Source organism: Microcoleus pseudofavosus SVA1_A4 (assembly GCF_036700565.1).
GTDB lineage: Bacteria > Cyanobacteriota > Cyanobacteriia > Cyanobacteriales > Microcoleaceae > Microcoleus.
The window spans coordinates 63,763-83,616 of sequence record NZ_JAUBPE010000023.1 but is presented as its reverse complement, the minus strand read 5'-3'; the positions used below and the strand labels follow the sequence as shown (position 1 = coordinate 83,616).

22 protein-coding genes and 2 pseudogenes are annotated in these 19,854 nt (G+C 43.5%); 11 read left to right on the top strand and 13 right to left on the bottom strand.

The window, feature by feature from the left end; translation table 11 throughout:
* The first annotated feature begins 79 nt into the window (after positions 1-79).
* A complete protein-coding gene (locus QUA02_RS12450; protein WP_333028071.1) occupies positions 80-310 on the top strand; it encodes a transposase family protein in 231 nt (76 codons plus the stop codon).
* Positions 311-469: 159 nt separating this feature from the next.
* On the opposite strand, the pseudogene QUA02_RS12445 reads toward QUA02_RS12450, so the two are convergent.
* Positions 470-1,674: pseudogene (locus QUA02_RS12445) on the bottom strand (ISAs1 family transposase).
* 569 nt (positions 1,675-2,243) lie between these two features.
* Between QUA02_RS12445 and QUA02_RS12440 the strand changes: the two are divergent.
* Entirely contained in the window at positions 2,244-2,399 is a 156-nt protein-coding gene (locus QUA02_RS12440; protein WP_333028068.1) for a hypothetical protein, read from the top strand.
* 120 nt (positions 2,400-2,519) lie between these two features.
* On the opposite strand, the pseudogene QUA02_RS12435 reads toward QUA02_RS12440, so the two are convergent.
* The 10 genes and pseudogenes from QUA02_RS12435 to QUA02_RS12390 all read right to left on the bottom strand — a co-directional run.
* A pseudogene (locus QUA02_RS12435) lies at positions 2,520-2,687 on the bottom strand (nucleotidyltransferase domain-containing protein); the annotation flags it as partial.
* A 77-nt stretch (positions 2,688-2,764) separates the two neighbouring features.
* A complete protein-coding gene (locus QUA02_RS12430; protein ID WP_333028066.1) occupies positions 2,765-3,391 on the bottom strand; it encodes a TMEM175 family protein in 627 nt (208 codons plus the stop codon).
* A 248-nt stretch (positions 3,392-3,639) separates the two neighbouring features.
* The gene (locus tag QUA02_RS12425; RefSeq protein ID WP_333028064.1) at positions 3,640-3,771 is read right to left on the bottom strand and encodes a hypothetical protein; all 132 of its coding nucleotides are present in this window, start codon (positions 3,769-3,771) and stop codon (positions 3,640-3,642) included.
* Positions 3,744-3,887, bottom strand: a complete 144-nt coding sequence (locus tag QUA02_RS12420) for a nucleotidyltransferase family protein (RefSeq protein ID WP_333028072.1) — start codon at positions 3,885-3,887, stop codon at positions 3,744-3,746. Before QUA02_RS12420 ends, QUA02_RS12425 begins: the two co-directional genes overlap by 28 nt.
* A 159-nt stretch (positions 3,888-4,046) precedes the next feature.
* On the bottom strand, positions 4,047-4,394 hold the full coding sequence (locus QUA02_RS12415) for a DUF5615 family PIN-like protein (protein WP_333028061.1): 348 nt from the start codon (positions 4,392-4,394) through the stop codon (positions 4,047-4,049).
* Complete coding sequence (locus QUA02_RS12410) at positions 4,384-4,767, bottom strand: hypothetical protein (RefSeq protein WP_333028058.1); 384 nt, start codon at positions 4,765-4,767, stop codon at positions 4,384-4,386. Before QUA02_RS12410 ends, QUA02_RS12415 begins: the two co-directional genes overlap by 11 nt.
* A gap of 466 nt (positions 4,768-5,233) precedes the next feature.
* Positions 5,234-5,938: an MAE_28990/MAE_18760 family HEPN-like nuclease gene (locus tag QUA02_RS12405; protein ID WP_333028056.1), complete on the bottom strand. Its 705-nt coding sequence runs from the start codon at positions 5,936-5,938 to the stop codon at positions 5,234-5,236.
* A gap of 60 nt (positions 5,939-5,998) precedes the next feature.
* Entirely contained in the window at positions 5,999-6,556 is a 558-nt protein-coding gene (locus QUA02_RS12400; protein ID WP_333028054.1) for a DUF262 domain-containing protein, read from the bottom strand.
* A 62-nt stretch (positions 6,557-6,618) separates the two neighbouring features.
* Positions 6,619-6,849, bottom strand: a complete 231-nt coding sequence (locus tag QUA02_RS12395) for a hypothetical protein (protein ID WP_333028051.1) — start codon at positions 6,847-6,849, stop codon at positions 6,619-6,621.
* Between the two features lie 148 nt (positions 6,850-6,997).
* On the bottom strand, positions 6,998-8,896 hold the full coding sequence (locus tag QUA02_RS12390) for a M48 family metallopeptidase (RefSeq protein WP_333028049.1): 1,899 nt from the start codon (positions 8,894-8,896) through the stop codon (positions 6,998-7,000).
* A 372-nt stretch (positions 8,897-9,268) separates the two neighbouring features.
* On the opposite strand from QUA02_RS12390, the gene QUA02_RS12385 reads away from it, so the two are divergent.
* The 3 genes from QUA02_RS12385 (at position 9,269) to QUA02_RS12375 (ending at position 12,931) form a co-directional block, all read left to right on the top strand.
* The gene (locus tag QUA02_RS12385) at positions 9,269-11,191 is read left to right on the top strand and encodes an ABC-F family ATP-binding cassette domain-containing protein (protein WP_333028046.1); all 1,923 of its coding nucleotides are present in this window, start codon (positions 9,269-9,271) and stop codon (positions 11,189-11,191) included.
* Positions 11,192-11,268: 77 nt separating this feature from the next.
* Positions 11,269-12,387 (top strand): AAA family ATPase, encoded by a 1,119-nt coding sequence (locus tag QUA02_RS12380; RefSeq protein ID WP_333028043.1) that lies wholly within the window; start codon positions 11,269-11,271, stop codon positions 12,385-12,387.
* Positions 12,374-12,931 carry a hypothetical protein gene (locus tag QUA02_RS12375; RefSeq protein ID WP_333028041.1) on the top strand — a complete coding sequence of 186 codons (558 nt, stop codon included), beginning with the start codon at positions 12,374-12,376 and terminating at the stop codon, positions 12,929-12,931. Before QUA02_RS12380 ends, QUA02_RS12375 begins: the two co-directional genes overlap by 14 nt.
* A gap of 83 nt (positions 12,932-13,014) precedes the next feature.
* Here the strand turns inward: QUA02_RS12375 and QUA02_RS12370 are convergent, their stop codons facing one another.
* Positions 13,015-13,308 carry a hypothetical protein gene (locus QUA02_RS12370; RefSeq protein ID WP_333028039.1) on the bottom strand — a complete coding sequence of 98 codons (294 nt, stop codon included), beginning with the start codon at positions 13,306-13,308 and terminating at the stop codon, positions 13,015-13,017.
* 71 nt (positions 13,309-13,379) lie between these two features.
* Between QUA02_RS12370 and QUA02_RS12365 the strand changes: the two genes are divergently transcribed.
* The 5 genes from QUA02_RS12365 to QUA02_RS12345 all read left to right on the top strand — a co-directional run bounded on the left by QUA02_RS12365 (position 13,380) and on the right by QUA02_RS12345 (position 18,009).
* Positions 13,380-14,597 carry a hypothetical protein gene (locus tag QUA02_RS12365; RefSeq protein ID WP_333028038.1) on the top strand — a complete coding sequence of 406 codons (1,218 nt, stop codon included), beginning with the start codon at positions 13,380-13,382 and terminating at the stop codon, positions 14,595-14,597.
* Positions 14,598-14,776: 179 nt separating this feature from the next.
* The gene (locus QUA02_RS12360; RefSeq protein ID WP_333028036.1) at positions 14,777-15,352 is read left to right on the top strand and encodes a TIGR04376 family protein; all 576 of its coding nucleotides are present in this window, start codon (positions 14,777-14,779) and stop codon (positions 15,350-15,352) included.
* Positions 15,353-15,494: 142 nt separating this feature from the next.
* Complete coding sequence (gene mtnA, locus QUA02_RS12355) at positions 15,495-16,556, top strand: S-methyl-5-thioribose-1-phosphate isomerase (RefSeq protein WP_333028034.1); 1,062 nt, start codon at positions 15,495-15,497, stop codon at positions 16,554-16,556.
* Positions 16,557-16,791: 235 nt separating this feature from the next.
* Positions 16,792-17,151, top strand: a complete 360-nt coding sequence (locus tag QUA02_RS12350) for a type IV pilin-like G/H family protein (protein WP_333028030.1) — start codon at positions 16,792-16,794, stop codon at positions 17,149-17,151.
* A gap of 3 nt (positions 17,152-17,154) precedes the next feature.
* Complete coding sequence (locus QUA02_RS12345) at positions 17,155-18,009, top strand: sulfurtransferase (protein ID WP_333028029.1); 855 nt, start codon at positions 17,155-17,157, stop codon at positions 18,007-18,009.
* A 253-nt stretch (positions 18,010-18,262) separates the two neighbouring features.
* Here the strand turns inward: QUA02_RS12345 and QUA02_RS12340 are convergent, their stop codons facing one another.
* The gene (locus QUA02_RS12340; protein ID WP_015174783.1) at positions 18,263-18,610 is read right to left on the bottom strand and encodes a hypothetical protein; all 348 of its coding nucleotides are present in this window, start codon (positions 18,608-18,610) and stop codon (positions 18,263-18,265) included.
* A gap of 241 nt (positions 18,611-18,851) precedes the next feature.
* Between QUA02_RS12340 and cdf31 the strand changes: the two genes are divergently transcribed.
* Entirely contained in the window at positions 18,852-19,811 is a 960-nt protein-coding gene (gene cdf31 / locus QUA02_RS12335; RefSeq protein WP_333028026.1) for a CDF family zinc efflux transporter Cdf31, read from the top strand.
* The last annotated feature ends 43 nt before the right edge of the window (positions 19,812-19,854 follow it).

The window sequence follows — 19,854 nt, the reverse complement described above, 5'->3', positions numbered from 1 at the left end:
ATATTTTTGCGAACCTTCAGAGTGATGCTATGGCCGAGAGTACATAGATAATGCTTTTTGTCAATGCGTAAGTCCTAGTTTGTTTAAAAAAAGCAAGATCGGGATGAATAAAGAACTTGAACTTTTAGGTGATAAAGGTTATCAAGGAATCAAAAAGATTCACAATAATAGTAGAACCCCCATCAAAAAAACCAAGAATAAAGAACTGAGTCAAGCAGAAAAAGTTTTAAATCGCCAACTGGCAAAAGAAAGAATTATTATTGAAAATATACATCGAAGTTTCAGGGTAAACGCATCTAAATTAATTTGACAAAAACGTGAATTTGTGCATTACTAAATAACTAAAAAAACCTTCTTAAAATTCTTAATTTTCACCCGACTTGAGCAGATTAAATCAGAACCTTAAGATTTTCTAAATTTCTTAAAGCCGGATAATTTTGCTTCTTAGATAGGTGTTAGATTTCGAGCATTAACTGGCAGAGTTTAAAATTTTAACTAAATAATTATTGTCCATTGCCGCTCGATACCGCTTCATTTTTAGACTTTGCTTAGAAGTTTTTTATTTTTTCAGTAAATTTATGGCTAATCGACGTAGAAGTGCAAAATTTTCGGGAGAGTTCTGTTTCCGAATCCGGCTTTCATCTTCACAAAATGTAACATCAAGTGTCCAATGTAAGCTATTTTCAATGCCCCAATGACTGCGAATCGCTCCAGCAATTTTTTCAGCATTACTGCTTAAACTACTAAGCGTAGAAACGAGCTTCTGTGGTGGTTTTATTCCACAATCGTCGTTCACTAACTATCATGACAACTGTTTTTAATCCACTCCATAATGCTTGATTATGCAGAGGTGGTAACTCGGATACATCCACAGTCCAGACTTGTCTTTTTTCCACTCGATGATGTCCAGCTTCTACTTGTTCATGATAGTTATACTCTCTACCTAAATAATCGGACTTTTGGGCTAATTCAAACCATTCTTTTACGGCTTGGTACAGGAGTTTTTGATTGCCTTTTAAAGCTAAAATATAATCTCCTTTTTTCTTAATAATCAGAGCTGTTATGTCTTTTTGACACCCCATAGCATCTATGGTTATTACACTTCCGGCAATTTCTAACATTTCTATTAATTCCGGGATTGCTGTCAGCTCGTTAGATTTTTGAGCGACTTTTTTTTGTCCTAAAACCAATTGATGAGATGAAGACCAGGCAGTAACTATATGTAGCGCTTTTTGCTGGTCATTTCGGTCATAAGATTGTTTCATTGTTTTGCCATCAATGAAGGGCGATCGCGTTTAGTTCTAATTCCCCGACTATCGCATTTACCCAGCTCAAAAAACATTCTTGAAACTGTTGTGGTTCAATTCGAGCAAATACCCGACTAAATGTGTCATGAGATGGTATACCATTCGGTAATTCTAGAAAGCTTTTCAACCATTCATGTTTGGCGTTACCATAGGCTTCTATTGCCACCCATCCGTCTGCACCACTGATGATAGCTAGAATCGCAATCGCAATAATATCTTTGAGTAAATGTTCTTTACTTCTTTCTATTCTTGGGTCTTTCAATTTGGCAAAATGTTCTAAAAAACTGGCATTCAAAATATTCATTGAAGGCAATGAATCTGTTTGTTTTTGTTGGAAAGTTACAGCCTTACTAAAACCTCTTGCCATTGATAGCACTCATGAACTACAATAAACTACATAGAAAATTAGTCGGATCTAACTGTAGCATATTTTGGGTTAAAGTTAAGATGCGTTTACCCTGATCGAAGTTTAAATATATTTAGAATACTTTCATTTCCGATATCGGAATCGAAGAAGGCGCTTCGGATTAAGATTTAATGTCGATCGCTGGTATTTATAATTATGAACTTTCTTTAAAGACTAAATTAGAGATCGCCTGAGACTTTCGCAAGAGGTCTAATGAGTTGGGAGCGGGTATTGATGTTTCAGAGGGTTGAAATAGGTCAGGCCAACGTTCGGGATACCGAACCACAAATGTCACAGGGTACGGAAGAGAGAGAACATTTATCGCCACAGCTTTTTCCTCCAGAGTATCCTAATAGTTTTGAATTAGATGTTAGGTCTTCAAACCACTCTATTTAACAATTAATGGTACCGCAACTGCGGTCAGCTCAACTGCATCTAATTTACCTGTTATTGCGACCGGGGAGAGGATTGGACGCGCCCGTCGCTCGCTGAAAGATGCTTTTTAAAGGCGCGAGACAGGATAACATTTTTTGAGTAAAAATTTAATGCAAAAATCTTTGGTAGGTCAAGTCCCGCTGGCGATTGCTTACGGCTGTGGCGTGTCTCCGTTTCTCTATCGCGCGGTTCGTGGCGCATTTCGGCTCAAGCACAGGCCAGACCCGACAACAAAGAGCTGTATTGACTAGCTTACTGCGAACAGATAAAAAGTCTGTAGCCTTGGTACAAAGTTTGTTTGCGATTCCCTCAATAATCTTGTTTGTGCCGGAGTGGGAAGGTCAGCGCTAAACTAAGTTAGGTAAATGATCTTATATACTGATGACTATTTTTACTCTGCGATCGATCGCCAGTTTACTGATTAGATCGACTACTCTGCTTAGCAGTGCTTCGAGTTCTTGCTGCATTTGGGCGCGAGCGAGTAAACTCCAATTGGCTGTGAGAGCCAAGGCAACTAGGATATCGATGTCACTGTCTGCATGAAAGTCGTCATTTGGTAATTAGTAATGGGTAATTGGTAAGGGGAGAATGAGCGTTCAACTCCCCCTAAGATTCTTCACGAATTCAGAGTTTTCTCAATACGCCGATCGGGGATAAGCCACACGATTGCAACTAAAACATACAGCATAAAAGCCAACCACGAGTTCACAAAAGAAAGCAGGATTGCTGCGGCATAAATCACCACTGATACCTTACCCTTAAAGTCTCGCCCAAGTGCCATTGCCAGAGTGGAATCTTTACCGTGGTAAGAAATAAGGACACGAGTAAGAATGAAGTAAGCGATCGCAGCCAACAACAGCACAGTGCCATAAAGCGCAACTGGCCAGGCGGCGAAGTGGTTCTCGCCTGTCCAAGCAGTGACAAAGGGAATCAGTGACAACCAGAACAGCAGATGCAGATTAGCCCACAAAACATTACCATTGACGTGCCGAGTCGCCTGTAACAAGTGATGGTGGTTGTTCCAGTAGATACCAAGATAAATAAAACTGAGTACATAGCTCAGAAATACTGGAACTAGCGGACGCAGCGCAGCTAAATCAGCTTCATGGGGCACTTTCAATTCCAGCACCATAATGGTGATGAGAATGGCGATTACACCATCGCTGAATGCTTCTAACCTGCCTTTACCCATTTTTGTATATCCTCCTTTTCTGCTGGCGCTGGCGATCGCTTGTAATTCCAACAATAATTTAGCATAAGGTCGGTTGCAGTGATGTGTGATACCCTGATCGCTTGCACTTACCAACAAAGCTAACGATTTTGCTTGCCTAATCTCGGCTGAAAACAGATAACCTTAACGGACTTTTCGCTGATATGTTTAAGCAGTCGATCGGCACGACTTCTTATAAATACCCGATTGCCCAACGGGTAAAACGTGAGAAGCAGTTGTTGAAATAAAAAGAGCGATCGATTAAGGAAGCGCGATCGCGGTTATTTGACATAAATAGTTTGAGCCGTAGAGAGAATTTCTTGACGGCGAATCCAGTTGGAACTGCGATCGATCGCCCGTTTACTGATTAGATCGACTCGTCTACTTAGCAGTGCTCCGAGTTCTTCCTGCATTTGGGCGCGATCGAGTAGGCCCAGTTGGCTGTGGGGGCAAAGGCAACTAAGATATCGGTGTCGCTGTCTGCATGAAAGTCGTCGCGAAGGACAGAACCAAAGAGGGAGAGTTCGATGATTTGCCAATGTTGGCAGAATTTGGTGATTTGGTCAATTGGCAGGGCGATCGGTTTTCATTCAGCCTGCTTTGTGTAGCAGCAACTAGATTTCGACAAGATTGTATAATAGCAGGTAACAATGAGGCTTCAATTTTGCATCTTTACATAAATTTCTCATTAATAACTCCATTGATTGAGAACCACAAACTGATTATTGAGTTCATATTCGGCTGTTTCTAAATTATCAATTGCCTTCACTATCGCCTGATAACTCATATTCTTAGAAGCTTCAGAATCTTGATAAACTGCCAAAATTCCTGAATGTTCTGGGTTCGCTTGATGCAACTGCTGAAAGTCATCACAATTGCGTGTAAGCAGCACTCTCTCCTTTTCTCTGGCAGCGTCTAGCACGACTGAATCTGGATGATTCATTAAATCCAATGTATTGACTGTGGCTACATCGTGACCGGCTGCCTGAAGAAGATTGACTAAATACTTTGCTTGAGAATCTTCGTCAAGCAGCATTCGTAGGCTCAACTTGGACTCCTTTTACTTCCAATCGATAGCGTTCCTCGTCTGCTTCTAATTTTAAAATTTCTTGATGATTCTGACAGTAATGAATCGCCTCATAGATAGCAGACAGGGGTAAATCCCAATTTTCGGCAGCTTGTTCCGGTGACATCTGATTGGCAGTCATGTCTCGCCAAATAGTCGATGCCAGTAATTTACGTCCCTTAATGTAAAGTTGTTTGCGCCAAGCATGAGGACGTGCAATTAAATATTGCCAATTCTCGATTTCTGGTGTACTTTGCAGGGATTGAACGATCGCACTTAGCAGGGCAAGGCGATCGCTGACTGATAATTGGCTGGCTTTTTCTTTAAGCTCTTGCAAGGACATAAAAAAATACTCCAACAAAGGTTGGTATCTGAATTATAGTACATTGGAAGGCATGAGCGATCGAGATTGACATAAACCTTTTGAGCATCAGGATGGAGAACAACTTCATCCATCGGAGCGAAGAGTTCTCCAGGTTGTGTAATCAGTTTTAGGAGTTGCTTGATTTTGCTTAACTCGCTCTAGCAATCCAGAAATTGCCAAAAGTTCTTGAGTTGCAGCTTCGCTTTCAGCATTTGCTAAGTAAGCCGCAAAATCAGTAAGTACCTGTAATCGTTCCGGTGATAGTTGCTTGAGTAAGTCGTTAAGCTGGCGGTTAACTCTGTCACAGATATCAAATCTGCTGAGGATCGATCGTTCATCTGGGAATTATCCGTGCTTTATTTCTGATTTTACCGCAGAGGATTTTTGTTTTTAAATCCCACGGGCGATCGCGATCTAGCCAAAGTTTACTCATCAAAATCGACTGCTAGATTCTGTATTTCTTCTTCTCAATGTAATCATCAATATTATTCAGCAGATGAGTTATATATTTTACCAATTTATCTTTGTCATCAACTAACTTGCTCCAAAGTATTTGACTCGAAGCATCACAAAACGAAACATTTCCATGTGCCAAATCACATCGAATCTTAACCACAAAATTCAGAATGTCATCTATTTCTCTACTCGCAACTCCTAAATTTCCAAAGAAGCCATACATATCTATGAGTTCTTTGATAGTTTTAGCATCCAAATTTCCCGATATGGGAATATTAGATGGATCTAACAAAACCATCTCATCATCCAAAACCGATTTAATTAATTCCTGAAGATTGTCAGCTACGTTATCCTTTTTGATATATGAGTCTCTGAAACTTTTACTTTTATCGTTCAGGAACCACAATCTCTTTATTTTCGGACTTAAATCTTTATAAGTTAATTGCTCGACTAAAATAACATCATGAATGGCAGTTATACCATTTCTGATAGAAGATTCGACAAGATTGTATAATAGCAAGTAACAATGAGACTGCAAGATTTTTTGAATCTCGCTATCAACAATATATTCACCTGATGGGAAGATGATTGATTTAGAAGATAATGCACCAAGTTGTTCAATTTTATCTACTAATTCAAAATATTTCTGGATTTCTGCCACTCGCCTGTTAAAGTCTTTAATGAACTCTTTCATAGGCTTTGACTTAAAAGCTTATCCTTAGCATAGTCAATTCTTGGTTTCATATTCTCAGGCTTATGAGTTTGGTAGCAGACTATTAGAATTAGGAGTTAGATCGAGATTACTGGTGTTGATGCGATAGAAAATATCATTCCTTACTTTTTCATCAGCTTTGTCTGAGAGAATTATCATTCTAAGCGAAGTATATTTAAACTTTCTTTGGCGTGAGGGTGCGAGATCATTAAAATAGGAACCATTTAGAGAATCTAATGTTTGGAGATTACTCAATTGCAACTGATTTGTCATGAAAGCTGCAAGAGTCCTCACCCTCTGAGAGCCATCCACAATTTCTAGTCTTCCAGTTTCATAGATTTCTACGACAATCATGGCAGGAATAGGAACACCAATAATAATGGATTCAATGAATCGAGATTGATGATTAATATCCCATCTCAAGTTTCTGTGAAATTCAGGGATATAAATCTCACCGATCCCTCCACCATCTTGTTCCAGGTATTTATCGACTATGAATTCGATGGTGTATTCTGTAGTATGGTAGTCAATCTTTTGCTTTATTTCGTCAATCTGCTCTTCGGCGATATTGATGATGTCTTGCCTAATTGCTTGAGACATAAGCACCTGCGTCTATATAACAAGGACATAAAAAGATACTCCAACTTTTGTTGGTATCTATATTATAGTACATTGCGAAGACTTCTCCAGTTTGTGCAATCAGTTTTAGGGGTTGCTTGATTTTGCTTAACTCGCTCTAGCAATCCAGAAATTGCCAAAAGTTCTTGAGTTGCAGCTTCGCTTTCAGTATTTGCTAAGTAAGCCGCAAAATCAGCAAGCACTTGTAATCGTTCTGGTGATAGTTGCTTGAGTAAGTCATTAAGCTGGCGGTGTAACTCTGTGACAAATATCAAATCTGCTGAGGCTCAATCGTTCATTTGGGAATTATCCGTGCTTTTTCCCTCATTTTACCGCATAGTTTTTTTGTTGGTCAATTCTTGGCGACTCAATTGAATGCCATCGATTGCGATCGCATTCAGCATTAGCATTTATAAAATAGCACTAACGTCTAAAAACTAAAGACCGATCGATCTGACAAACCTTTTTCTTGAGATTACGATAACTGATGCGTTTTAAAATAACAAGCAATGTTTCAGAAGGAAACTGCAAATTTGTAGCGAGCAAGTTAAGTAACTTTTGATCCGCATCCTCACTTTCACTCAAACTTCGTTTACGAACAATTCCTAGAACACATAAACGCTTTTCTGGAAAGTAGGTAACAACTTTCTCTACCAGATAAGCTTCTTTAACCTGCGGATAGTCAGCTACCTGCTGCTTCAGTTCATTTACCTCTGATGCTGTTAGAGTGTGAGGTTTAAATGTATCGTTATTGAACACGTCCGATCTTTCCTTTTGAGCTTTCAGCAGAAGCTGATAATGTTGATCGGCTCGATCGCTATATTTTTGTGCTTCTTCCGTTTGACCTTGTTGCGATAAGAAACTGTAAACTAACTCGCAACCATCTATGACCCAATCTATCCTTTTCACTATGGCTTTTTCAATGCAAGCAATACCTGCAGGATCGGCCTTTTGTAACAAAATTCGCCCAATAGTGTAGTTTGCTTCTGCATGATCTGGCTGATTTTTCAACACATCCTGCAACAAGGGAAGCGCAGCTTCATCACGTCGCAATTCCAAGGTGTAGCAAACTTGTTCCCATACTTCTTGTTCGGCAAGTGTCTGGATTTGTGCTTTTTGCTCTAAAGCTTGTAATTTGTCAAGAGTTTGCTGTAGGTAGGCATAGCGTTGTCGCCAAGGTGTCGCTGCTGCTTCTTTCCAATCCCGATCGAACTGAGTAGCGAACTGTTGTAAAGCTGTTCCCAGAAGATGTTCTGCTGCACTGATTTGTATTGTTGCTGGCTGAGATAGCTTTTGTGCCTTAGTAGTGGAATAACCGAGAGATTGTAGTCGATCGGTAAGGCAGGGATGGGTGTCTGCGTTATTGGTCTTTTCTGCAAGAGCCTGCTTTAACCACAGTTTGTTGTTGTCTTCAGCGATCGGACTATGCAATACTGTCAACATCGAGGAGTAAACATTGTCTGGTGGATCGGCCTGATGTTCCATCTGCTTATGGATATCTTTCCAGAAAGAAGTTTCCAGAAAACGAGCTCTTAATTCTACGTTAATTAGAGCCTCAGCAGCAGTGCGTTTTCCAGCGAGTTGGGCTGCACAGCGATCGGCTTCGTACTCATTCATCCGCGCCAGAATAAAAGAGTAAGCATTAAAAGCAGGCCAATACCACTCCAGAAAGCGATTAAACAAAGCCGTGGCTCCATGCTGTTCGCTTTGATGTAATCTTTCATAAATCTGCATCCAGGTTTTGCGGATTCGATAAATCCATGCTGCAAAGCGGGAATGGTTGCCAGAGAGATGTCCTAACTCGTGTGCCAAAACTGCTTTAAGTTGTTCCAAAGACAAGGATTGCATCAAGGGAAGTCCCAAAAGTAAATAGTTTTCCTGCCAACCAAAGATACCCAATCGTGGAATTTGAACGACTGCTGCATTGAACTGTTGATTCAAGAGGATGTTATGGAATCGGGGAGCTTGAAGTTTAGTTGTCAATTCATCAACCAGGGCGAATAAGTAAGGGACTTGATCGCGATTGAGTTTCAAACCTTGGGGAGGCGGGAAAGTTACCCAAAGCGATCGCACAATCACGCACGCTATAAACAGTAACAAAATAGCGAACTTGATAGTGTTAGCACTGATCCGATTACCATAAACGATAGATAGAACTACTACCCCGATTAGCGCCAATAGTCCAGCAAGTACCAGAAAGATATAGGCATATCCTAATGCAGCAAAGAGGGCAACTCGCAGGCGGTAATTCCCAGGATTGCTCTTCGAGAACTTTTCTAGCTTTCCGACTAATGCATCAAACTGTCCCTGTGTAATTGCCATAAGGATACGAATTCTTTAAGGATGTAATTAATTTACTGAAGAGCGCTGATGTCTGTCAAGCTCTTTTTACTTGTCAGGCGATCGTAACTTTTTATGTCAAGCAATAGCTGACTATCATCTATATTTGACTTTATGTAAGATTCCGAAAAATCACCGTATTCCTACTGATTTTTAACATGTATTAAGATTTATATAGTCTGAAAAATCACCGTATTCCTACATACTTTTAACATTTATCAAGATTTAGATAGTCTAAAAAATCCAGTTCGCCCTTGTCTTGAAAAACTTTCATCCGAACGACAGACCATATCCATGCAACCGGACATGATCGAACTAAGCTAAACTAAGCTAGGTAAATGACTTGATATACTGATGACTATTTTTACTCTGCGATCGATCAAAAAAGACTTCGGCATCAAGGAACTCTTGACAAATGCCAGTTTCAGCCTCGATGAAGGCGATAAAGTCGGACTCATCGGCACCAACGGTTCCGGGAAATCGACCCTGCTGAAAATGATTGCCGGTATGGAGTCGATCGACTCTGGCGATCGCTGGGTCAATCCAGGGTCTACAATTGTCTATCTCCCCCAACAGCCGGATTTGGACGAAAATCACACTGTCTTAGAGCAAGTATTTGCTGACAGTGGCGAACAAATGGCCTTAGTGCGCGAATACGAGGAAATTTCCGATCAACTGTCCCACGGCAAAGGCGATACAGACAAGTTAATGGCGCGTCTGTCTGCGGTGTCTGAACGCATTGATGAGGTGGATGCGTGGGATTTGGAAACCAAGGCGAAATTGATTTTGACCAAGTTGGGGATTGAGGATTTTGATGCGAAAATTGCCGACTTGTCGGGCGGCTACCGCAAGCGAATTGCCTTAGCAACGGCTTTGTTGTCCGAGCCCGATGTGTTGCTGATGGATGAACCGACAAACCACTTGGATGCGCTGTCTGTCGAGTGGTTGCAGAACTATTTGAACGGCTATCGCGGTGCTTTGCTGCTGATTACGCACGATCGCTATTTTCTCGATCGCGTTACCAATCGCATCCTGGAGATCGATCGCGGCGACCTTTACAATTATGCTGGCAATTACGCTTATTACTTGGAGAAAAAAGCCCTAGCTGAAGAATCCGCCGCCAGCACTCAGCGCAAATTCTCGGGAGTATTGCGGCGCGAGTTGGAATGGCTCAAGAAGGGGCCGAAGGCGCGCAGTACCAAGCAAAAAGCCCGGATCGATCGCATTAAAGATATGCGAGCAGAGGAATTCAAAACAGCCAACGGCAAAGTCGAGATTGCCACAGCGGGCCGCCGGATTGGTAAGAAGGTGATTGAGTTACTGCATATCAGTAAAGCTTACGGCGATCGCACTTTAATTAAAGATTTTACCTACAATTTCACTCCCGAAGACCGGATCGGAATTATTGGCTGCAACGGTGCGGGAAAATCGACATTGATGGATATCATCACCGGACGCATTCAGCCGGATTCGGGTACTGTCGAAATTGGGACAACCATTCATATCGGTTATTTTGACCAGCATTCAGAGGATTTGACGCCGAACGAAGACCAGCGAGTTATTGAATACTTGAAAAGTGTCGCGGAGTTGGTGCAAACGGCGGATGGGGAAATCATTACCGCTTCTCAAATGTTGGAAAAGTTTCTGTTTCCACCGAACCAACAGTATTCACCAATTAGCAAACTTTCGGGCGGGGAAAAGCGCCGATTATTTCTGTTAAAAGTGCTGATGAGTGCGCCAAACGTGCTAATTTTGGACGAACCGACAAACGACCTGGACGTGCAGACTTTGGCGGTTTTGGAGGATTATCTCGAAGATTTTAACGGCTGCGTGATTGTGGTGTCCCACGATCGCTATTTTCTCGATCGCACGATCGACATGGTTTTCGCCTTGGAACCGGGCGGTAATTTGCGCTTGTATCCCGGCAATTATTCGGTGTATTTAGATTACAAGAAAGCGGAAGAAGCCAAGGAAATTAAAGGCCAAAAAGAAAAAGAAAAACTTACACGCACGGCTGAATTTAATAACTCCAAATCCCAAAGTTCCACTCAAAAATCTACCAAAGTTTCCTTCAATGATAAGCGGGAATACGAACAATTAGAAAGTCAAATTCCGCAGATGGAAGCTGAGAAACAAGAGATTGAGAAGAGGTTGTCTAACAATGCTCCGAGCGGGTTTGCCGAGGTGAAGAAGTTATCGGATCGTTTGGCTCAGTTGACGCAGCAGATCGATCGGGCGACTGAACGCTGGTTGGAATTGGCGGAACGGGTGGGTTAATTTGGGTTGTCCGAGTGTTGTGTTTAACTCCTGTTAACAATGGCAGGATTTAGAGAAATTATGAGTGAAGAAATCCCATGCTGAAACGAATATATATTAACAATTTTCGCTGTCTGGTAAACTTTGAACTCGACTTTGATGCAATTAATCTATTTCTCGGTGCTAACGGCTCGGGTAAATCAACAGTTTTTGAGGTGTTGCAGAAAATCCAAGCATTGGTCAGCGGCGACAGTAAGGTAGAAGGAATTTTCAAACCAGCGGACTTCACCCGCTGGCAAATCTTACAAATTCAGCATTTCGAGCTAGAAATTCTCGGTAATGACGGCTGCTACAAATATCAATTACAAATCGATGAGTATGAAGATAAATGTCGTGTTAGGTACGAGAGTCTGCTCTTTGATAACCAGCCTTTACTACAATTTGAATTCGGCGAAGTTCAACTCTATATAGATGATTATTCACCGGGCCCGAAATACGAGTTTGAGTGGTCGCAATCTATTCTGCCTTCATTAAGGCCAAGAAAGGACAACACGAAGTTAACTTGGTTTAGAGAACGGATGGCGCGATTTATCATCGTGCAAGTTGTACCCAGCTTGATGGTTGATGAAAGTAGCCAAGAACAAAGGCGTTTGACTCCTAAGATGGAAAATTTTGTTTCTTGGTATCGCTACTTATCTGAAGACCAAGGTAAAGTTGCTGAGATTGGAAATATTTTAAGAGATGTTTTGGATGGATTCAAAAGTTTTAAGTTTGAGCGAGTAAGCGAAGATAATTTGGTGTTAAAGCTGCGGTTTTCCGGAGAAACAGATAACAGCAAGCCAATTGAATATCGTCTCAGAGAATTGTCGGAGGGACAAAAAACATTAGTTGCTTTATACGCGCTGATTTACGGTACAAAATCTGAAGACTATACCTTGTGGATTGATGAACCGCAAAACTTTTTAGCATTACCAGAAATTCAACCCTGGCTGATGGAGCTTTATGACCTTTGTAGCGAGGGAAAACTTCAAGCATCACTAATTTCTCACAATTCTGAGTTAATTGACTATCTTTTAGCTTCACCGATTGGCTATTGGTTTGAGCGTCAAAGCAATGCTGCTGTTCGAGTCAAACGAATTAGCGATAAAGTACCTGAGAATTCTGGACTGCCAGTTTCTGAACTGATTGCACGGGGGTGGTTGAATGAGTCAGCGTAGAGTTCAGATTGTCATTCTCTGCGAGGACAGACAGCAGGAGGTTTTTGCGCGTTCTTTCCTAAAAAAACGAGGTTTTAGAGGTCTATTTACAGCTAATATTTGTCCGGCTGGTAGCCAATCTGGAGAACAGTATGTACGCACTCACTATCCGGAGGAAGTGAAAGCTTATCGCCAGAATAGAAACCGGGTGGCGATTGGATTAGTTGTGTTAATTGATGCAGATACGGGTACGCTGGAAGCAAGACTTAATGAGTTAGCTAGTGCCCTTGATAAAGATGAGCAGGAAAAGAGGGGCTCGAATGAAGCGATCGCAATTTTTGTTCCCAAGCGCAATATTGAGACTTGGATACACTATTTGCAGGGAGAAACTGTGAATGAGGAGGCTGTTTATGCAAAATTTGAGAATAATGAGGCTGTTTGCAAAACCGCTGTTGAGGATTTAGCCGATCGATGTTATTCTCAGAGCTTACCAGAATATGCGCCGCGATCGCTTCAGGCAGCTTGTGGGGAATTACAGCGGTTGTTACCCTTGTTGCAGCCATGAGTTATGAGAAAATCTGCAACCGGTTATTACTCTCAAGCAAACTGACCAAAAACTTAAGACGGATAAAAGTCTAAAATCCTTGTCTAAGCTGCAATGCGATCGGAAACAGCGACAAAAAACCCGCTTTTTTTGCCAAGCCTCAAGTAAAGTTGTGTGTCAAAAACTGCGAAGCCCCGGAGGGTGGGGTTGACAAAAGCAGTAGAATATGCACTAAAAGTCAGGATAAGCAAATAAGAATGGCAGCAGAAAACAGGGGCGAAAAGACCCAAAACAGGTAAAACAAAAGTCGATCGGGCAAAGTAAGTTGGCCGAGGACTAAAAATATGGTGATGGGTGAGATACAATTGACCTGTTCTGAGCCAAGAATTGGTCAACATCACAAGTATCCTGTAGAAGTCTGAAGTTGAGAATCTCAGGGTTGTCGAGGAGCGGGAGCAAACAGAAAACTATGCCTCAAAAAGTAATCGCCAAACAGATGTCTTTGGAATCATCAGCGTCCGATCCGATCGCCGTGAGGGCGACGGTGGAAACAGTGCCACCCGAAGCAGTGGCAGTAGAGTCCTACGCCGATCGGTTGATGGACGAACTGTTTGAAGGAGTCGATCGAGCATTCGACGGCAGCGGCGGACTGCCCTCCGAGCCAGTGCAGCCCGAATTCGTGGCGCTCAAGTCGATCTCGGTACCTCAAATAGTTTTGTCGCAGTTGGCGCCCCAGCCGCAGCCAGCCGAAAAAGATGTAGAAGCGATCGCCCGCCAAGTCGCCCTAGAAACAGCCAAAAAACAGCAGTCCAAACAATCATTCGACAGAATCCTGCTCGGAGCAGCATTTGGGTCGCTCCTGCTAGTCATGGGATTGTGGCTGGCCAGCCGATCGGGACTGGTGCGCTTGCCCGCAGCCCCCGCACCAGAGACACCCGCAGCAAGCGGCAAAACAGCACCAGATACCCAGTTTGTCGAATACGTGCAGCGATCGCTAGTAGCGATCGAACAAAAAAAAGCACCCCAGCCCAACCCGCAACTTGCAGCAGTTCCGGGAGTCGCTACCCCTGGAACGTTGCCGAGCATTCAAATTTCCGGCGCGCCGCCGGCAACCGCAGGTCTTTCGACAGCAGTCAACCGCATTGCTAATGCCCTAGAACAAGCTGCCGCGCAGCCGGGAGCACCCGCACCCCAAGTCGTAGTCATCCCTCCCCCCGCTCAGGTGACTGTGGCTCCGGCGGCTCCGGTAGCTGCGGCTCCTGAAACCGCCGCAATTTCCCCCTCGCCCGCAGCTCCAGCCTCCGGTCGTGCGATCGCCGCCGCCGGCACTCGAACTCCCCTCGCCGCTTCCGCTTCCCCTTCGGAGTCTCCCCAGCCGAAGATTTTGGCTCGCGAAACCGAACCTGCACCAGCGCCGGCAGCTCAGCAATCCGCGCCCGCGCCCGCGTCCCAGCAATCCGCACCGGCCGTCAGCAGCGCGCCGACTTCCGCGCACACGCTGGTAGGGATTTTGGAGTTGGGCGATCGATCGGCTGCTTTGTTTGAAGTAGACGGCGTAGCCCGCAGAATTTATGTCGGCGAAAGCATCGGCGCTAGCGGTTGGACGCTGGCAGAAATCAAAAATCAAGAAGCAGTTATCCGCAAGGGAGGAGATGTGCGATCGGTTTTTGTCGGGCAGAAATTTTAATTAGTTAGTTGACAGTTGACAGTTGACAGTTGACAGTTGACAGTTGACAGTTGTCAGTTGTCAGTTGTCAGTTGTCAGTTGTCAAGTCTTAATAGCTAATACATTAAGCACTGGGGAATCTCAAAGGCGAAAAACCAATAACCAATAACCAATAACACATAATATAGGAATTATAAAAAATGGGATTATTTGATGATTTCAGCCGCTTTCTAGAAACCAGATTAGAAGAATTTTTGCGCAGCAATCCCCATCTGGAATTGCAGGCAATAGAGGAACAACTGAAGGAACAAGAAGAAGACACCCTGCGGCTGATTCTCGATATCCAGAAACAAGAGAAAAAACTGCAAGCAGAAATTCTCTCGGCTGCCCAAGAAATTCAGCGCTGGAACGATCGAGCGAACAAAGCCAAAGCCGCTCAAAGGCTTGACCTCGCTCAAGCAGCGCAAGAGCGGCAAGCAACTTTGCTGCGTCAGGGAAATCAGCGCTGGGGGCAAATGCAAGGCTGCAAAGAACGGATAGAAAAAGCAAAAGAACTGTACCGCCAAATTCAATTGCGTCGCAAAGAAGTCCGAGCAAAAGCAGCCGAAGCTGCAACTCGCACTACCGCTAAAACAGAACAGAATTGGGATACAAAGGGTTGGAATCAGAGTTCAAATTATAGCAGTTTTAATGCCGCAGATCCTTTAGAAGAAAAGTTTCAACTCTGGGAAGCAGACGAAGAACTCGATCGAATGAAGCGCAATGCAGGCAGATAGTTACGAAAGCATTCCAATCCTTTAGGGGCGAGTTTACCCAAAACTCGGATTCCCAGTGCAAATATTCGTAAATCCTCATAACATAGAGAAATAGTCGCCTTCATGGCATCATAGAAACTTGTCCCTCACATAATTGAAATCAATGACTGCTCAAAACTCCCCAGTTTCCCCCGTCACTTGGATAGAAGACCGAGTTCTGCTAATTGACCAAAACAGACTCCCCCAGGAATATGGAGTGGTGGAAATTAGCCGCTACGAAGATATGGCTGAGGCGATTAAAACTATGATAGTCCGAGGTGCTCCGGCGATCGGGGTAGCAGCAGCTTACGGGATGTATTTGGGTGCGAGGGAAATCGAAACGGGCGATCGCACCGAGTTTTTAACTAAACTAGAAAAAGTAGGCGATTTATTGCGATCGACCCGTCCCACTGCGGTAAATTTGTTTTGGGCGATATCGCGAATGCTCAAAACTGCCGATCGAACTAGCGGTTCCGTCGAACAAATCCAAAAAACTTTGTTAGAAATGGCTAAAACCATTCAAGCAGAAGATTTACAAACTTGTAAAGATATTGGCGACAAAGGTTTAGAAGTTCTGCCCGCCACACCCGAAAAATTGAACTTACTAACTCACTGCAATGCCGGTGCATTAGCAACAGCCGGCTACGGAACTGCTTTAGGTGTATTTCGTTCTGCGTGGCGAGAAGGAAGACTCGGAAGAGTTTTTGCAGACGAAACTCGTCCCCGTCTCCAAGGTGCAAAACTCACCACTTGGGAATGCGTGCAAGAAGGAATTCCCGTCACATTAATAGCCGACAATATGGCCGCTCACTGCATGAAACTCGGCATGATTCACGCAGTAGTTGTCGGTGCAGACAGAATCGCTGCTAACGGCGACGCTGCTAATAAAATTGGCACTTACAGTTTAGCAATTGTTGCCAAAGCTCACAACGTCCCGTTTTTTGTCGCCGCGCCTCTATCTACAATTGATTTTGAACTTTCCGACGGCAGCAAAATCCCCATTGAAGAACGCGATCCAGTTGAAATGTATCAAGTTGGAACTACCCGAATTTGTCCTGTGGGAGTCGAATTTTACAATCCCGCTTTTGACGTAACTCCTGCCGAATTAATCTCAGGAATTATTACAGAACACGGCACGGTTGCTCCTGGGGCGTTGAAACAGTTTCAGGCAAAACAATTAGTTTAATTATATGTTCCTCAACGGCTCTTTCCACCAGTTATATCGCAAAATAAGACCGCTTTTTAAAAGCGTGACATCTTTAGGGACACGGCAGTGCCGTGTCCCTACTGAAACTCAACTTTTAAGCAATGGTACAAGCGGGATTTATAGCTGTCACAACCGGCAGAGGAAAGTTGTTATAACAACTCTAACTCTGCCAGTTTTTTTTGCTACAGTGGCTCAGGCTCAATGGCCGCCAACCTTGAAAGCTCAGGAATCAGCAGCCAAACAATATGTGGCAGCAATGAATAAAGCTCAGCAAGCCTACTATGCAAACAATACGGGTTTTACAAGTTCTGTTTCTAATCTAGGTCTCGGTATTAAACCTGACACAGCCAACTACCAATATTCAATTAATACGGAAAACAAAGTTGTCTTTAATTATGCAGTATCGAATCAAGCTAATCTCAAAAGTTTGGTTGGTGGAGTCTTTTTAGCAGGAAACAAAACCCAAACAATCTTGTGTCTAAATGCTGCTCCTGGCAAGATTAAACCACCTAATCCAATGTATGACGGTCGGGATTTATACTGCGCTGCGGGTACAGGCAAAATTGCTCAATAAATTATGTCTAATTTACTATGTAATTTAGTGTATAATTTGGCAGATAATTGGATAGTAAGCGCCGATTTAGCTAAGCAATTGCTGTCAGGGGGCGCTACTCTGCTAGATGCTCGCGAACCTATTTTAAAGTGGTTTTGCCGTCTCCCACCAGCTATTCCCGTAACTTGGCAGGAATTTTCTCAATCGCACTTTCCCCACAAGGGAAAAATTATCGAAAATAACACACTTTTAACTCAAAAACTGCAAGCAATTGCTATTTGTCAAGACAAACCTGTCATAGTCGTTGCCGATTCGGTGAAAGGGTGGGGCGAAGACGGGCGAATTGTTTGGATGTTGCGGACTTTGGGACACGAAAAAGCCGTTTTTGTCGATGGAGGATATCGGGCTTTAATCAAAACTGGAATTAATCGAGTAAAAGCTGCAAACAATCCACGAAAAACAGGAGATTTTGTAATATCTCGCCGCTCGAATTGGGAAATTCAAGGCGATGATTTAAAAGCTATTTTAGGCAATGATAATTTAGCAGTTATCGACGCTAGAGAGCCGCGAGAATATGCAGGTAAAACGCCTTACGGAGAAAAGCGGGGCGGCCACATTCCCGGTGCGGTTCACCTTTACTACAAACAGTTGATGGACAAACAGGGAAAACTGCTGACTCGTGGGGAAATTGTCGATATTTTGGATCGGAAAGGAGTTTCGCAGTCTACTAAAATTGTGACTTATTGTAGTGGGGGAATTCGCTCTGCATGGTTGACTTGTGTCTTGACAAATGTGGGATTTTGTGCTAGGAATTATGCAGGTTCAATGTGGGAATGGTCGGCGTCGCCGGCAGATAGCTATCCCCTGACAAAAAATTAAAACTAGCAATTAGAAATTAGTCGTAGGGTATGTCATATCAATTCCGGTTGCATCGGAATTAATATTACCCGAAATCAGGACACGGCAGTGCCGTGTCCCTACAATTAATCTGGCGTAGGGAAACGGCACTGCCGTGTCCCTACAATTGATCGTGGTAGGGAAACGGCACTGCCGTGTCCTCCGTTTATATCATTCCGATGCTAACGGAATTGATATTAACCTTGACAAACGGGCGGGCTTCAGGTTGAGAATCTCAACCGACTTGTTCGATATACTGAGCGAGATCGTCGCGCAGGCGGCTGAGTTCGGCTTCGGTGGTGACGCGCACGCGATCGTCCCTAACCGTAATCAGCACTTTTGCAGCAAAAGGAGTTGGCCAGATATTCGGGTTGCAGAAAACTTCCAAAAATACATCCCCTGCATACCGATATTCCATAGGTTTCTGGGGAGAAGCTTTAGCGCCAGCAGTTTTGGCGGCTACAGCTTTCAAGCTTTCCATCAAAGCTGCAATTTCGCTTTGCAAATCCCGCGCGGCTTGCGGGGAAAAGCTAAAGGAGACAGAACCTTCGACTAAATTCAGTGTCAGCGGAGAAAGAGACATGGGCAATGAAATTTAACATACAATTGTTAATGATAAAAGATATAGTAACCCAAAAGAAGTACATTCCCGCTCAATTGGACTGCGAGAAAGCTATTAATTAAAATTAATCTCAAGAAGCGAGGCTAAATTAATGAATATAAATCTAGTCGCAAGCTAGATTCTGCAATACTTTTAACCTGTTATGACTTGATAAGCTTTAAGCTAGAAGTCAGAAAATTTGACGGCAGATCGAGGAGATTTTATGGTAGCCGATAACCGTTCCGAAATCCGCAAGGTCTTAATCATTACCTTATTGCTAAATTTGCTGGTGATGGCAATTAAAGCAGCCGTGGGATGGCTGACTGGTTCCCTCAGTTTGCTGGCAGATGCTTTGCACAGCGTCACGGACAGCGCTAATAATATTTTAGGATTGGTAACTAATCATTATGCCAATCCGCAGCCCGATCGCGATCATCCCTACGGACACCAGAAATTTGACGCTCTCGGAGCTCTGGGAATAGCTGTTTTTCTGGGAATTGCCTGTTTTGAAATTCTCAGTGGCGCTGTCGAAAGGCTGATCAAAGGTGGCGCAGTTGTCAAAATATCGCCCAATGAACTGTGGATATTGCTGCTCGTACTGGGCATCAATATTTTTGTCACTTTTTACGAGCGCAGGGTTGGGAAACGTCTCGGTAGCGCGATTTTAGTGGCTGACGCCCAGCACACGATGAGCGATGTTTGGGTGACAATTATGGTAATTGCTGGGTTGATCGGTGTTTGGCAAGGGGAGGTTTGGAATATACCTCAATTGCAATCTCTGGACGTGTTTTTGTCTTTTCCTGTGGCTGTTTTGGTATTTAGCAGCGGTTGGAAGGTTTTAACAGAAAATCTGCCTTGGTTGGTGGATGAAATGGCGATCGCACCGGAGATTATTCACGCGATCGCGATGGAGGTACCGGGGGTTGTCAACTGTCACTCGATCGCCTCCCGCGGTGTGGTAGGGCGTCAAGTATTTATTGATATGCACATGATTGTGGATGCTGTCGATGTAGAAACAGCTCACCGGATTACAGAAGAAGTTGAAACCCGTTTGGAAGAACGTTTCAGCCCTGTACGAATCTTAATTCACGTTGAGCCACCGGCTTACCATTCCGACCAAATTAGCTACGATTCTGAAGAAAAGGAAGAAGGAAAGAGGAAGCAGGAAGGAGGAAAAATGTAGGCTGTATCCCCAGCAAACAGCAGGTTGAGGGATGAAGGAGGAA

Excerpts from the sequence above, each read along its gene's own strand:
- QUA02_RS12425 (WP_333028064.1), bottom strand. The coding sequence starts at position 3,771 with ATGCAGGAAGAACTCGGAGCACTGCTAAGTAGACGAGTCGATCTAATC.
- QUA02_RS12415 (WP_333028061.1), bottom strand. The coding sequence starts at position 4,394 with ATGCTGCTTGACGAAGATTCTCAAGCAAAGTATTTAGTCAATCTTCTT.
- QUA02_RS12410 (WP_333028058.1), bottom strand. The coding sequence starts at position 4,767 with ATGTCCTTGCAAGAGCTTAAAGAAAAAGCCAGCCAATTATCAGTCAGC.
- QUA02_RS12405 (WP_333028056.1), bottom strand. The coding sequence starts at position 5,938 with ATGAAAGAGTTCATTAAAGACTTTAACAGGCGAGTGGCAGAAATCCAG.
- QUA02_RS12400 (WP_333028054.1), bottom strand. The coding sequence starts at position 6,556 with ATGTCTCAAGCAATTAGGCAAGACATCATCAATATCGCCGAAGAGCAG.
- QUA02_RS12390 (WP_333028049.1), bottom strand. The coding sequence starts at position 8,896 with ATGGCAATTACACAGGGACAGTTTGATGCATTAGTCGGAAAGCTAGAA.
- QUA02_RS12385 (WP_333028046.1), top strand. The coding sequence starts at position 9,269 with ATGACTATTTTTACTCTGCGATCGATCAAAAAAGACTTCGGCATCAAG.
- QUA02_RS12380 (WP_333028043.1), top strand. The coding sequence starts at position 11,269 with ATGCTGAAACGAATATATATTAACAATTTTCGCTGTCTGGTAAACTTT.
- QUA02_RS12375 (WP_333028041.1), top strand. The coding sequence starts at position 12,374 with ATGAGTCAGCGTAGAGTTCAGATTGTCATTCTCTGCGAGGACAGACAG.
- QUA02_RS12370 (WP_333028039.1), bottom strand. The coding sequence starts at position 13,308 with ATGTTGACCAATTCTTGGCTCAGAACAGGTCAATTGTATCTCACCCAT.
- QUA02_RS12365 (WP_333028038.1), top strand. The coding sequence starts at position 13,380 with ATGCCTCAAAAAGTAATCGCCAAACAGATGTCTTTGGAATCATCAGCG.
- QUA02_RS12360 (WP_333028036.1), top strand. The coding sequence starts at position 14,777 with ATGGGATTATTTGATGATTTCAGCCGCTTTCTAGAAACCAGATTAGAA.
- mtnA (WP_333028034.1), top strand. The coding sequence starts at position 15,495 with ATGACTGCTCAAAACTCCCCAGTTTCCCCCGTCACTTGGATAGAAGAC.
- QUA02_RS12345 (WP_333028029.1), top strand. The coding sequence starts at position 17,155 with ATGTCTAATTTACTATGTAATTTAGTGTATAATTTGGCAGATAATTGG.
- QUA02_RS12340 (WP_015174783.1), bottom strand. The coding sequence starts at position 18,610 with ATGTCTCTTTCTCCGCTGACACTGAATTTAGTCGAAGGTTCTGTCTCC.
- cdf31 (WP_333028026.1), top strand. The coding sequence starts at position 18,852 with ATGGTAGCCGATAACCGTTCCGAAATCCGCAAGGTCTTAATCATTACC.